The 13347-nt window shown below is 70.1% G+C and carries 12 protein-coding genes; 6 read left to right on the top strand and 6 right to left on the bottom strand.

The features are described 5' to 3' along the window. Positions 1 to 19 precede the first annotated feature (19 nt). The 3 genes from ACYVF7_RS48260 to ACYVF7_RS48250 form a co-directional block, all read right to left on the bottom strand. A complete protein-coding gene (locus ACYVF7_RS48260) occupies positions 20 to 664 on the bottom strand; it encodes a DUF4360 domain-containing protein (protein ID WP_460352996.1) in 645 nt (214 codons plus the stop codon). 38 nt (positions 665 to 702) lie between these two features. Then, positions 703 to 1344 carry a DUF4360 domain-containing protein gene (locus ACYVF7_RS48255; protein WP_460352994.1) on the bottom strand — a complete coding sequence of 214 codons (642 nt, stop codon included), beginning with the start codon at positions 1342 to 1344 and terminating at the stop codon, positions 703 to 705. Between the two features lie 397 nt (positions 1345 to 1741). Next, positions 1742 to 3100: a cytochrome P450 gene (locus ACYVF7_RS48250; protein WP_460352992.1), complete on the bottom strand. Its 1359-nt coding sequence runs from the start codon at positions 3098 to 3100 to the stop codon at positions 1742 to 1744. 233 nt (positions 3101 to 3333) lie between these two features. Between ACYVF7_RS48250 and ACYVF7_RS48245 the strand changes: the two genes are divergently transcribed. Then, positions 3334 to 4581, top strand: coding sequence for a sensor histidine kinase (locus tag ACYVF7_RS48245; protein WP_460352990.1), 1248 nt, complete (start codon positions 3334 to 3336; stop codon positions 4579 to 4581). Continuing rightward, positions 4578 to 5237 carry a response regulator gene (locus ACYVF7_RS48240; protein WP_460352988.1) on the top strand — a complete coding sequence of 220 codons (660 nt, stop codon included), beginning with the start codon at positions 4578 to 4580 and terminating at the stop codon, positions 5235 to 5237. Before ACYVF7_RS48245 ends, ACYVF7_RS48240 begins: the two co-directional genes overlap by 4 nt. Before the next feature lie 1125 nt (positions 5238 to 6362). Here ACYVF7_RS48240 and ACYVF7_RS48235 read toward each other — a convergent pair. Further along, positions 6363 to 7430, bottom strand: coding sequence for a LysR family transcriptional regulator (locus ACYVF7_RS48235; protein ID WP_460352987.1), 1068 nt, complete (start codon positions 7428 to 7430; stop codon positions 6363 to 6365). A gap of 84 nt (positions 7431 to 7514) precedes the next feature. Between ACYVF7_RS48235 and ACYVF7_RS48230 the strand changes: the two genes are divergently transcribed. Then, positions 7515 to 8240, top strand: a complete 726-nt coding sequence (locus ACYVF7_RS48230) for an SDR family oxidoreductase (protein ID WP_460352985.1) — start codon at positions 7515 to 7517, stop codon at positions 8238 to 8240. Between the two features lie 97 nt (positions 8241 to 8337). Here ACYVF7_RS48230 and ACYVF7_RS48225 read toward each other — a convergent pair whose 3' ends face one another. Further along, complete coding sequence (locus ACYVF7_RS48225) at positions 8338 to 8925, bottom strand: TetR family transcriptional regulator (RefSeq protein WP_460352984.1); 588 nt, start codon at positions 8923 to 8925, stop codon at positions 8338 to 8340. 224 nt (positions 8926 to 9149) lie between these two features. On the opposite strand from ACYVF7_RS48225, the gene ACYVF7_RS48220 reads away from it, so the two are divergent. From ACYVF7_RS48220 to ACYVF7_RS48210, 3 genes are all read left to right on the top strand, one after another. Continuing rightward, the gene (locus ACYVF7_RS48220; protein WP_460352982.1) at positions 9150 to 10736 is read left to right on the top strand and encodes an MFS transporter; all 1587 of its coding nucleotides are present in this window, start codon (positions 9150 to 9152) and stop codon (positions 10734 to 10736) included. Between the two features lie 62 nt (positions 10737 to 10798). Beyond that, positions 10799 to 11200, top strand: coding sequence for a hypothetical protein (locus tag ACYVF7_RS48215; RefSeq protein WP_460352981.1), 402 nt, complete (start codon positions 10799 to 10801; stop codon positions 11198 to 11200). 128 nt (positions 11201 to 11328) lie between these two features. Beyond that, positions 11329 to 12042: a rhomboid-like protein gene (locus ACYVF7_RS48210; protein WP_460352979.1), complete on the top strand. Its 714-nt coding sequence runs from the start codon at positions 11329 to 11331 to the stop codon at positions 12040 to 12042. A gap of 100 nt (positions 12043 to 12142) precedes the next feature. Here ACYVF7_RS48210 and ACYVF7_RS48205 read toward each other — a convergent pair whose 3' ends face one another. Continuing rightward, positions 12143 to 13327, bottom strand: a complete 1185-nt coding sequence (locus tag ACYVF7_RS48205) for a hypothetical protein (RefSeq protein WP_460352977.1) — start codon at positions 13325 to 13327, stop codon at positions 12143 to 12145. Positions 13328 to 13347 lie beyond the last annotated feature (20 nt).

The raw sequence follows: 13347 nt of genomic DNA, 5'->3' as shown, positions 1-13347 counted from the left end.
CGTCACATCGCCGGTGGGCTCAGGGGCACGTCTTCCAGGCCCAGTGGTAGGTGGTCGTGATGCTGCCGTCCGTCGAGTCCATCGCCATGAAGCTGGTGGTCTTCGTCGGGTCCGAGGTGCCGGCGGCCACCCGCAGCTCGGTGTTGATGTTGAAGTTCCGCGACTCGCCGCACGGCAGGTAGACCAGCTGCGCCACGTCGGTGGTGTCGGTGTTCTGCCAGTTGTCGTCGTACGCGCCGTTGAGGGTGTGGCTGATGGCCGTGGTCTGCGAGTGGCCCTGGAAGTAGTAGTTCGCCTTCTCGGTGCCGCTGGCGCCCTTTTCGAGGTGGGCGAACCCGCGATAGTCGGCCTCGGCGATCGCGTACGTGAAGCCTTGGGGTACGTGCACGGCCAAATTGAGCTGGCAGTTCTTCCGGAAGTCGGTCGATGATGCGCCGACGCCGACCTGGGCCATGTAGTTGCTGTACGTGACGGTGAAGGCCGTGTTGTCGGGAGAAACGGCCACCGCCGCCGTCCCGGCCGGGCAGCCCGAGCCGTTGACCGTCGCGATATCGATGACGATCTTGTCGGGAGGCGGATTGCTGGGCAGGGAAGCGTGCCCCGGAGTCGCGGTCGTGGCGAAGAACGCCACGATCGCCGCAGCGGCGACCACTAATCTGCGCATGGACGGGTCCCTTCTATGGGGTACGGACGTTGCCGAATTCAAGAACAACGCTTCCACTGGAAGCGATAGATGGTGTTCACTCCGCCCGAAGTGGTGTTCATGGCCATATAGCTGGCCGTATTCGCCGCGTCGGAGTCGCCGGTCGAGACCCGCAGTTCCGTGTTCACATTGAGAATCCGGTCCACGCCGCAGGGCTTGTACACCAACGCCGCCACGTCGGTCCGGTCGGTGTTGTGCCATGCGCCGTCGTACGGGCCGCTGAGCGGGTGGCCGACCGCCACCGTGTCGGAATTCCCCTGGAAGTAGTAGCTCGCCTGCTCCAGGCCGGTCGCGCCGGCTTGGAGATGGGCGTTACCGGCATAGTCGGCCTGGGCGATCGCGTACGTGAAGCCTTGGGGCACGTGTACGAGGAGGCTGAGCTGGCAGTTCTTCCGGAAGTCGGTCGCGTCCGCGCCGGCTCCTGCCTCGGCCACGTAGTCGCTGTACTTGACGGTGAACCCCGTATTGTCGGAGAGCTCGGTCACCGTGGCCGTTCCCTGTGGGCAGCCGGAGCCGTTGACCGTCTTCACATCGACCGTGATCGGATCTGTCGGTGGCGCGGTGTCCGAAGCATGGGAAGCCGGCGCGAGAGACATCAGAATCGCCGCGGCCGCACCGCCGATCGTCAGGTTCTTGAGCATGGCGAAGCCCCTTTTTATAAAAACGCGAGGGAGGTAGAGAAGGTGACCTGTGGGCGACCGGTAGGTGCTCCGCTACGGCGGGGTCATCTCTGGTGAACGCATGATATGAGCGGCCTGACAGGGCGTCAACCAATAACTTTACTTGAAAATTCATCATTAGTAACTAATGCTCTGGGTAGTCGCATCGTAGCCGGGGGCGACTATTTACGGCGCACATTAAATATGTCTTTCCAGAATGGATTCCGCGCTGGCCCATGACGCCGTGGGCCGCTGACCCCGGGAATGGCGATTCTGGATCGTTCCCTGGGATCCTCCGCCGAGACGGGACTCACGGCGCGCCCGTATCCGGGATACGGGCGCGCCGTCTTTCATTCACGCCCGCGCCGAGGCGACCTCATCAGGCGCGCGGGGTGAGGATGACCGGGAGGCCGTTCTTCGGCTGGTAGGTCATCGCGTAGCGGCCGGTGACCTGGGCGCCCGGCACGGCCCGCACCTCGTACGCCTGGGCGATCGTCGCGATGAGGAGCTGGGCGATGGTCAGCGACATCGGCTCCCCGATGCACATGCGCTGGCCCTTGCCGAACGGGTAGTACGCGTCGCGGGCGCGGGCGTCGTAGCGTTCCGGGGTGAAGCGGTCGGGGTCGAAGGTCTCCGGGTCGTCCCAGTGGCGCGGGTCGTGGTGGGTGGCGTACGGGCTGATGATGATGTTCGCGCCGCCGGGGATCGCGTACGGGCCCACGACGTCGTCCTCGACGGAGCCGCGGAAGTACATAGGGAACGCCGGGTACAGCCGGAACGTCTCGCTGACGACCCGCCGGGTGTACGTGAGCTCGGGCAGGTCGTCGTAGCCGGGGCGCCGGCCGCCGAGGACGCGGTCGACCTCGTCGCGGAGCCGGGCGGCGGCCGCCGGATGCTGCGACAGCAGGTGCCAGGCCCACGCGATGCCGGTCGCCGTCGACTCGTACCCGGCGAGGAAGATGGTGAAGACCTCGTCGCGGAGCTGGCGGTCGCTCATCCGCTCGCCGGTCTCGGCGTCCTCGGCCTGGATCAGCGCGCTCAGGAGGTCCTCTCCGGTGTCGCCGCCGGTCAGGGCGGCCCGCCGGGCGGCGATGAGGGCGTAGATCTCCTGGTCGAGTGCCTCGATCGCGCGCCCGTACGCCGCCGCGCCGGGGGTCGGCAGCCACGACGGCACGAAGAACGTCCACACCCGCCGGGTCATGCCCGCGAACACCTGGTCCGTCAGGTCGTGCAGGCGGGTGGAGCGTTCCTCGTCGATGTCGGTGCCGAAGAGGGTCTTCAGGATGACCGTGATGTTGATCTGGACGGACTCGCGGAGGATGTCGACGGGCACGCCGTTGGCGATCGCCGGGGCCCAGCTCGCCATGGCGGCGTCCGTCGCCTCGCCGACGGTCTCGGCCATCCGCTGGATCCGCCGGTTGTGGAAGGCGGGCTGCATGAGCCGCCGCTGCCGCCGCCAGAAGTCGCCGTCGCTGGTGAACAGGCCGTTGCCGAGGGCGAGGCGGATCCCGTCCATGATGCTGCCCTTGATGTAATTGCCCGCGTTGCCGACCAGGATGTGACGCACGTAGTCCGGGTGGCTGACGAGGTAGGCGCGGACCGGTCCGGCGCCGAGCCGTACGAGACCGTCGCCCTGCTGCGCGGCCTTCATGCAGTAGCCGAAGGGGTCCTTGGCCAGCGCGACGAGCGGAACGCCGCGGACTCCGGGAACCGGGACGGCCTGGGGGGCTGAACCCATCGTGACGTGTCTCCTCGAACCGGCGGGGGTATGCCGGCGACCCGTGGGCGACCGGCCTTCGCCCGTGAGCGGTCGGTATCGGTCTGGATACCGTTCTGGAATTGTGGACTATCCAAAACCTCCACGGCCAGCCCTGCGCCGCCGTCCGCGCGGCCAGAACGGCAACCTTCGGCGACTTGATGGCAACGATCGGGGGTCGCCGTCCGTCCGGGCGTGACGCTTGGATCGTCGCCATGGTGTGGGATGGGGCCATGGACGCGGCGAGCAGGTTCACGGCCCGGACCGCGCACGTGATGGCCGTCGCCTCCGCTCTCGTCTGCTCAATCTTCGACGTGCTGCTGTTCGTGCTCGGTCAGCGCACCGACGGGATTCTGGGCCCGGCGGCGGGGCTGTGCCTCAGCCTCATCGCCGACCTCAGCGTCCTCTGGCTTATCCGGTCTCCGCGCGCCGTGGCCTCGATCGCCCTGGCGGTGTCGGCCGCGCGAGCGGTCGGGGAGCTCGTCGCTCCCGGAACGCTGACGCCGGTCCATCCACTCGCGAGGACCGTCGTCCCGACCTGCGCGATCGTGATCATCTGGGTGATCGTGACGGTGCGGCCGATCCGTGAGGCGTTGTCGTTCACGGCCGCGTTCGCCCTGCTCGGCGCCCAGCCGTGGCAGCCGAGCGCGCTGGCCACCCCGACGGGGATCGCGGCCACGCTGGTCCCCGCGGCGCTGGCCTACTCCGCCCGGGCACGGGTGCAGCTGATGGCCTCGCTGCGGACGAGCCTGGCCGCGGCCGAGCGTGAGCAGCACCTGCTCGCCGAGCAGGCCGTGGCCGCCGAACGCCGGCGGCTCGCCACGGACATGCACGACGTCGTGACGCATCACGTGACCGAGATGGTCCTGCACGCGGGAGCGCTGAAACTGACCAGCGAGAGCACTGACGTACGGACGTCCGCCGAGCAGATCCGGGCCGCGGGCGAGAAGGCCCTCGGTGAGCTGCGCGAGCTGATCGGGGTGCTGCACGGCGACGGACGGCGCGACTCCGAGCCGGCACCGCGGCCGTCCGGCACGTCCGACCCGGCGGAGGACATCGGCGACCTGGTCCGGGCGGCGTGCGAGTCCGGTGGCACGGTGACGCTCGAGCTCCGCGGTGTACGGCGGCCGATGACGGCGGCGATCGCGCGCACCGCTGTACGCGTGGTCCAGGAGTCCCTCTCGAACGCCCGCAAACACGCGCCCGGCGCCTCCGTGCACGTGGGGATCGACTATGGCGGACAGGCCACGATCGTCTCCATCCGCGATTCCGGCGGCCGGCACCCGGATCCGTCGCTGGCCGGCAGCGGATCCGGACTGGGGCTGGTCGGCCTGCGACGCCGGGTCGAGCTCATCGGGGGAGAGTTCTCCGCCGGGGAACTGCAATCGGGAGGCTGGCAGGTGACGGCCTCGCTGCCGGACATCGGGGCCGGCGCCACGGCGCGGCCGGGAGGTGACACGTGATCGAGGTGCTCATCGTCGACGACGACCCGATCGTGCGCCGGCACCTGACGACCATCCTGGAGACCGACCCGGAGATCACGGTGGTGGGCGCCGCCGAGGACGGCGCGGAGGCCGTCGAGATCGCGTTGCGGCTGTCCCCGGACGTCGTCCTGATGGACCTCCGGATGCCGGCGGTCGACGGCATCACGGCCACCGAACAGATCGTCCGCCAACCGGACCCGCCCGCGGTGATCGCGCTCACCACCTTCGACTCGGACGCCAACGTCGTACGGGCGTTGCAGGTCGGCGCCAAGGGGTTCCTCGTCAAGTCGACGCCGCCCGAGGACCTGCTCCGCCTCATTCGCGTCGCGGCCGACGGGAACTCCGTGCTGTCGCCCGTGGCGATGCGGCGGCTCGTCGAACGGACCGAGACGGCCGCCGCCTCCCGGCAGGAGGCGATCGCGCGGATCGCCGGCCTCACCGAGCGCGAGCGTGACATCGTGCGCTGCCTGGGGCTCGGGCTGAGCAACGGTGAGATCGCGGCTCGGCTCTTCCTCTCCGAGGCCACCGTGAAGAGCTACATCTCCCGGCTGCTCGACAAGCTGCGGCTCCCCAACCGCGCCAAGGCCGGGCTGCTCGCCCAGCAGGCCGGACTGGTCTCCCTGGACGGCGAATGACCCCCCGATAGCCGGATCCGCAACCCCCGGTCGGCAACGGCAACCTTCGGGCGTACTCCCGCGTGCCCTCCCCGCCCTAGCGTCCCGATCAGAGCGAACCGACGCACCACCGGGAGGGACGATGGCGATGAAGGGCACGCGCGTGACGGCGGTGGCCAGGTGAAGAACCTGTCCCGGAGGAGGCCGTCAGCCACGGACGGCGGCCGGACGGCGGAGCGGTCGCGGGGCGGCCGGAGGGCGGAGCGGTCGCGGGACGGCCGGAGGGCGGAGCGGTCGCGGGACGGCCGGAGGGCGGAGCGGTCGCGGGGCGGGCGTCCGCCCCGCGGCCGGCGAGCGGCGCTGAGCCTCGTGGTCATCACTCCGCTCGTCGCCGAGTTCACCCTGGGCACCACGCCGATCACCATGGCGTGGCTGATCCTCCTGTACGTCCCGATCTACGGCTTCGGCGTGCTGACGATCCGGGAACTGATCCGCAGAACCGGCGGCGGCTTCGGCTCCACGCTTCTCATGGGGATCGTCTACGGGCTGATCGAAGAGGGCGTCGCCCTGCAGGCCCTGACCAGCCCGCACATCTACCACGTCGCGCGGTGGGCTCCGCGCCCGTTCGGGATCAACACCGCGTACGCCGAGCTCAACCTGGTGTATCACGCCGTGTTCAGCGTCACGATCCCGATCGTCCTGGTCGACCTCATCTTTCCCGACCTCGCGCACCGGCCGTTCCTGCGCCGCCGCGGTCTGGTCGGCGCCGGGTTCGTGGCGCTCCTGGGCGTGCTGATGCTCCGGGCATCGGTGCCGCCGAAGGAGGATCCCGGCTACAGCGTGCCGGCCACGGCTCTCCTGGTCATCTTGGCGCTCATCGCCGTACTGTCGGTGGCGGCGCTGTGGCTGGTTCCCCGGTTCGGACGCCCGGCTCGTTCACGGTCACGAGCACCTTCGCCCGTCGTGGTCGCGACCGTCTGTGGCGTCGCCACGCTGCTCTACCTCGGGCTGCTGTTCCCCTTCGGCGGCGCTCACCGGCCCGCCTTCACGCACGGCGGCTGGACTCTGGTGCCGATGGCCCTGGCCGCGGCCGTGGCCGTCGCGGCGTGGTCCGTCATCCGGCGATGGGGCACCACGGACGCATGGTCACGGCGTCACCTGCTCGCCGCGGCGACCGGCGCGCTGGTCGCCCACACGCTCTTCGGCCTCGCCGCCAACACGCACACCGTCGCCAACGCGGTCGGCCTGACCGTCGCCGGCGTCATCATGTGCGTACTCCTCGCGCTGCTGGACCGGCGGGTACGGCGCGCGTGACCAGAGGCCTGCCGCGCGCCCGGGTGGTACACGGCCCGCGGGCGAAGGGTCGCGGAGCCCGGCCGCCGAGCGGACGAGTGATGCGACCTCCGGTGAGCGACTACTCGAGGGCCATGCGATCACCGTGGTGACGTCCGGCGCGTCGACGACGGGCACCGCGACGTGTTCGGGCCACTGCCAGGCACGGCTGGAGGCCGGGATGACGAGCAGCGTCCTGCCGAGCGCCACGAGCTGAGCGAGCTGGGACTGGGTGCGCACCTCCGGTCCGGGCCCGTCCGGGTAGGACCCGTCGAGCCGGGGCCATCGAGCGATCGGCAGGTCCGGCACGTCGCGCACGTCCGCCAGCGTGAGCCGGTCGCGTGACGCGAGCGGATGCGCCGCGGGAAGAATCGCGACCTGGCCTTCGACGCAGAGGTCCTCGGTGTCGAACCCGGCGAGGTCGTCGAACGGCCGGTGCATGAGCGCCACGTCGGCGCGCCCGTCGCGGAGCAGCCCCGCCTGCTCGCCGACCTCGCACAGGAGGACCTCGACCGGTGCCGCACCGGGTTCGCTCGCGAGCGCGTCGAGGAGCCGTCGCAGCAGCTCGTGGGATGCCCCGGCCTTCGTCACGAGCACCAGCGGCCGCTTCGGATCCCCGGCACGCTGCGTCCGGCGCGCAGCGGCCGCCACCGCGTCGAGGGCCACCATGGCCTCGTGGAGCAGCACCCGGCCGGCGTCGGTGAGCGCCACTCCACGACGGTCCCGATCGAGGAGCCGGACGCCGAGCCGCCGCTCCAACTGGCTGATCGCGCGTGAGAGCGGCGGTTGTGCGATCCCGAGCCGAACGGCGGCGCGTCCGAAGTGCAGTTCCTGGGCGACGGCGACGAAGTAGCGGAGCTCGCGGGTCTCGAGATCGTCCACGGACGGAGCCTACCGACCCTGATACCCGCCGAGTATCACAGCCTACTGACACGGTCTTGGACCACGGGCGCGCGGATCGCGAGCATGGATCGAGTGAACGACACGAAGATCGCGCTGGTCACCGGCGCGAACAAGGGAATCGGCTTCGCCATCGCACAGGGTCTCGGGGCGATCGGCCGCACGGTCGCGGTGGGGGCGCGCGACGACGCCAGGCGCGAGGAGGCCGTCGAGCGTCTGCGTGCCGCCGGCGTCGACGCGTTCGGGGTCGCACTCGACGTCACCTCCGACGACAGCGTCGCGGCGGCGGCGGCGACGATCGAGCAGCGGGCAGGGCGGCTCGACGTGCTCGTCAACAACGCGGGCATCGGCGGCCGGATCGACGGTGGCGCGCAGGATCCGACGACGCTCGACCTCGACGTCGTCCGCACCGTCCTCGACACGAACGTGTTCGGGGTCGTCCGGGTGACGAACGCGATGCTCCCGCTGCTCCGCCGCGCGGACTCGCCGCGCATCGTCAACCTGTCGAGCAACATGGGCTCGCTGACGCTGCAGACCGGCCCGATCATGGCCGCGTACGCCCCGTCGAAGTCAATGCTCAACAGCGTCACGGCACAGTACGCCCGCCGGCTCGCCGACACGAACGTCATTGTGAACGCCTGCTGCCCCGGCTACGTGGCGACCGACTTCACCGGCTTCAACGCGCCGCGGACGCCCGAGCAGGGTGCCGCGATCGCGATCCGGCTCGCCACCCTGCCGGATGACGGACCGCGCGGCGGCTTCTTCGACGACGAGGGCGTCGTCCCCTGGTGACCCCGGGACGGGCGCGGCCCCATCATCACGGCCATCTCCGGCATCGCGCTTAGGCGCGCATCGTTCCAGGTCTTAGGGCGTGTCCACCGGGCACGCCCTAGGAGGCCGCCTCGGCCGTCGCGGCGGCGGGGTAGTTGATGCCCTTCTCCGCGAGGCTCAGGAGCTCCGACAGCACGTCGGAGAACCGCTCGACGTTCACCGTGCCGGAGCTGAGCAGCTCGAACGCCGTGTGGAACACCGAGTTGACCGCGCTCGCGACCACGTGCGGGCGCAGGTCGGTGTCGGGGTCGACGCCCATGCGCTCGGCGACGAGGCGGGTCATCTCCGCGTGCTTCTTCTGGCCGTGCTCCAGGCTGCTGCCGAACACGGCGGGGCTGGACTCCATCAGCTGCCGGATGCAGCCGAACCGCTCGGGGTCGAAACCGAACGCGCCGTCCTCGCAGGCGCGGATGACGTCGACCGCGGCGTGGCGGATCGCGGTGATCACCGGCTCGTCGGCGGGCCGGGCCTTGAACGCCGTGCTCACGGCGCAGAACTGCTCCTCCTGGAACGTGAGGAGCACGTCTTCCTTGGAAGCGAAGTAACGGAAGAACGTCCGGGAGGACACGTCGACCGCGTCGGCGATCTCCTCGACGGTCGTGGCCTCGAAGCCCTTCTCCGCGAACAGCTGGAACGCACTGTCCACGAGGGCCTCGCGGGTGCGCTGCTTCTTGCGCTCCCGCAGGCCGTAGGTGTGCAGGCCTGAACAGCAGTCGTCGCCTCCATGCCCGGATGGTAACCGACCTTGGACGCTCCGGCCAATAGTTCGTTCATCTTGTGACAGTCGTCATACAGAGACGTTCGTCGCTTGACGACAAGTGTCACAGCATGACAGTTTGGCATCCACGCGAACTCTCGGAGGCAAGTTCAATGTCCCAAGCGACACTCGCGTCCCGTCCGGGGGCGCGTGAAAGGTCGGCCCGTCCCGGGCACGGCCATCCCTGGTTGACGCTGCTCGCGGTCGCGCTCGGCGTCATGATGGTGGGCCTCGACGCGACGGTCGTGTCGATCGCCAACCCGGCCATCGCCAAGGACCTGCACGCCGACCTGACCGGTCTGCAGTGGGTCACCAACGGCTACCTGCTCGCGCTCGCCGTGACCCTGATCCCGGCCGGCAAGATCGCCGACCGGTTCGGCCGCAAGCGCACCTTCCTCATCGGCGTGGTCGGCTTCGCGGTAGCGTCCGTGATGGTCGGCCTGTCCGGCGGCATCGGAATGGTGATCTTCTGGCGTGTCGTCCAGGGCTTCGCCGGCGCGCTGCTGCAGCCCGCCAGCCTGGCGATCCTCCGCAACACCTTCCCGGCCGAACGGCTCAACGCCGCGATCGGAATCTGGGGCGCCACCGTCGGCATCTCCATCGCCGGTGGCCCGATCGTCGGCGGCCTGCTCGTTCAGCACGTCAACTGGGAGTCGGTCTTCTTCCTCAACGCCCCGCTCGGCCTCGTGGCCCTGCTGGTCGGCCTGTGGGTGATCCGCGAGTCCCGCGACGAGGAGGCGGTCGGCTCGTTCGACTTCGCCGGGGTCGCGCTGCTGTCGGGCGCGCTGTTCGCCCTGGTCTGGGGTCTGATCAAGGCCGGGACGTACGGCTTCACCGACCAGGTGCCGCTGTGGTCGTTCGCCGCGTTCGCGGTGCTGATCGCCGGCTTCGTGCTCTGGGAACTGCGGACCCCGCACCCGATCCTGCCGATGAACCTGTTCCGCTCGGCCTCGCTGTCGGCCGCGACCGGCCTCATCGTCCTCGGCGCCTTCGCCCTGTTCGGCACGATCTTCTTCATCACGCTGTACCTGCAGCAGGTCCACGGGATGACGCCGGTGCAGGCGGGCGTCCGGATGCTGCCGATGACCGCGATCTTCATCGTGTCCTCGCCGCTGGGCGGGGCGCTGACCCAGCGCTTCGGGCCCCGCGTGCCGCTCGGCCTCGGCATGGTCTTCACCGCCGGCGCCCTGTTCGGCCTGTCCCGGATCGGGGTCGACGCCTCGTACAACCAGATCTGGCCGTGGTTCGTGCTCATGGGCCTGGCGTTCGGGTTCATCCTCACCGCCGGCACCGAGGCGATCGTCGCCAACGCCCCCGTGCACCTGGCCGGGGTCGCGGGCGGCCTGCAGCAGACCGCGTTCCAGGTCGGCGGCGTGCTCGGCACGTCGGTCCTCGGCACGATCCTGTCCAGCCGTGTCGGGAGCGTCCTCATCGACCGCCTGACCGGAGCGGGACTGCCCGCGCCGGCGGCCCACCAGCTCAGCGCGGCCAAGGACTACATCGCCCAGGGCGTCGCGCCGGTCCCGGCGGGTGCGCCCGGACCGGTCGCCAAGGCCATCACCACCGGCAGCCACCTCGCCTTCATGGACGGTTTCCAGACCTCCATGACGGTCGCCGCGGGCGTCGCGCTCGTGGCCGCGCTCGCCGCCCTCCTCGTACGACGCGGCGAGTCGCCGGTCGAAGGCGGCGTCGCGATCTGAGTGTCACCCGGGTACGGGCGGCGCGATGCCGCTCGTACCCGTTTTCGGAAAAGAGGTCGACCATGTCCCACGCGATGGCGTTCCCCGCGACACCGTTGCCCGCGAGCGGCTGGGAGCTGCGCGTCGGCCGCGGCAGCCGCCGCCGTCCCGCCCTCGAGGTGCACACCGGCGACGGGCTCATCGACGTGGCCGTCGCCCGCGGCGCCGACACCGCGCTGATCCGCGGCGCGGTACGCGGCAGGGGCTGGTCCGTCGCCTGGGGCGAGTTGCCGCCCGGCGGCGAGGTGCTCGTGGAGTTCCACGCCGGAAGGTCGGCGCTGAAGGCCACCGCCGTGACGATCGCCGGGGCGTTCTGGGTGGCGGAGGTGCCCGGGAGGTTCCGCTCCGTCGAGGTCACGACCGCGGTAGGCCGGATCTCCCACCGCGTCCGGCGGTTCCGTCAGGCTCCGCTGTCTCACAGGTAAGGCACCGGAAGGCCCGCGGTCAGGTTGGCAGGCGAGATCGGCAGGCTCGGCTGTCCGTGCGGTAAGACGCGGCTGACGATCATCTGGTTGTCATCAATCTCTCAGAAATAACCCCTAGTCTGTGCCGCGTGCACTCGATCCTCAGGCGTTACCCCCTGCCCATGCTCTTCATCGTGGCGTTCTGTGCCGTTTCCGGCGTCTACGCGTACGGTCTGGGGCCGGCGCAGCAGCGCTTGGTCGTCGCCACCACGGCCACCAACCTGGCGAACCTGAGGAACGACCCCCTCGGCACGATGATCGCCTCGGCCTTCGTCGCCGAGGCCGCGCCGTGGATGTGGGTGGCCTTCGCCATCGTCGGCCTCTTCCCGGTGGCGCACCGGTTCGGCAACGTACGGACGCTCGTCCTCGTCGGCGCCGCCCAGGTGGTCGGCACGCTCATCAGCGAGGGACTGCTCGCCTGGCGGATCTCGACGGGCGCCATGCCCACGTCGGCGCGGTACCTCGACGACGTCGGCCCCTCCTACGTGATCGCCTCCGCGCTCGTCGCGACGATCCTCTACGGCGCCGAGCCCCTCATGCGCACCGCCCGGCACGGCCACTGGCTGTTCGACCGCGTCCCGAGCCGCTGGTGGCGCTTTGGCGCGGCCATCGGCCTGGCGTTCCTGGCACCGCACCTGTTCAAGGGACTGGACCGGCTGGACGTCGCGGCCGTCGGCCACCTCGTCGCGATGCTCGTCGGTGCGGGCGTCGGACTGCTCTTCGTCAGCCGCGAGCGCACCCGCGTCGGCCCCGGCGGAACCGGCCCGCGTACGGAGCTCGTCCCCGCCCTCAGCGAGGCCTGACCGTCCCCGTCCGCACATTCTGGTCGGCCACTCGTCACGCCATCGAGCGCACCGCGGTTCTCCGGGCACCCGGCGGTGGCCTGAGTGCCCGGAGGAGCGGCTACTGCCGGCGGGCGATCACGGGCTGATAATCACCGGCCGCGCCGACGCTCCACATGCCGCCGCCGGGAATCGGCGCCATCCCGAAGAGGCTCGCCTCTCCCTCGACCGGGACCGGCTCGTGCTGCCAGCCGTCGGGGGTCCGGCGCAGCGCGTACATCGTGTAGTCGTAGTTCGGCGTGAGGGTGTCGCCGACGGCCAGGGCCTGTCCGCCGCTGACCGCCATGTCGAACAGCTCGCCGCGCTCGTCCGGCACCTTCTCGCTGGTCCATTTGTGGCCGTTCCAGTGCAGCAGCATCGGACGGCGGATCTCCTCGATGCCGGGGGCGCGTTTGCCCCAGCCCGCGACCCACACGTCGTTTTTGGCCACCATCCGCACCCGCATGAGCACCTTCGTCCATTCGCCGGTGTCCGGTGCGGGGAACCGTTTCCACGAGCGACCGTTCCAGTGCAGGATCAGCAGAGGGTCGGGATGGACATCGTTGTCAATGTTCTGCGTTCCCGCGGCCCACACATCCCGTGGTCCCAGCGCGTCGATGTTCTCCAGGCGGAAGTTGTCGCCGAGTCGGGGCAGGGGGACTTTCCGCCACTTCTGGCCGTCCCATCGCTGGATGACCGAGCGCGCGGTCTTGCCGAGCGCCCAAACGCTGAGCCATGCCTCAGTGGGGCTGACCGCCTTGATCGCCTCGGTACCCACCTGCTCGGCGTTGACCGGGGCGATGGGAACGGACGTCCAGCTTTGGCCGTTCCAGTGCAGCAGTCCACAGTCGGTGGAGGCCCAGGCGTCGTTCGGGCTGGATGCGCTGAGGGCGTTGATGCGGGCGGACGGGGGGACGGGCACTTGCTGCCAGCTGTGCCCGTCCCAGTGCAGCATGACGGAGGTGAACATCCCCTTCGCGAAGGTGCAGGTGTCGTCGTCGGACGCGGTCGCGGCCTTGGCGAGCTGTTGAAAGCCGAGTGAGGGGTCCTTGGCGAGCCGTCGGTAGGCGGGGTTCTCGGGGGGCTTTGGAGGGTTCTTCGGTTTGAGGAGGAGCCCGCCGGCCCACGCGTCGTCGCGTCCGGTGGCGGTCACGCTGAGCAGGCTGACCTGTCCCTGAACGGGCACATCGAACGACTGCCAGTTCGGGGACGCCGCCGTCTGCGCCGCGGGTGCCGCTTTGGTGGGGGCGGCCGTGGACGTCGCCACTGCGGCAGCCGCGGCGGCTG

This window comes from Actinoallomurus acanthiterrae (genome assembly GCF_054775715.1).
This window is presented reverse-complemented; position numbering and strand designations above follow the sequence as displayed.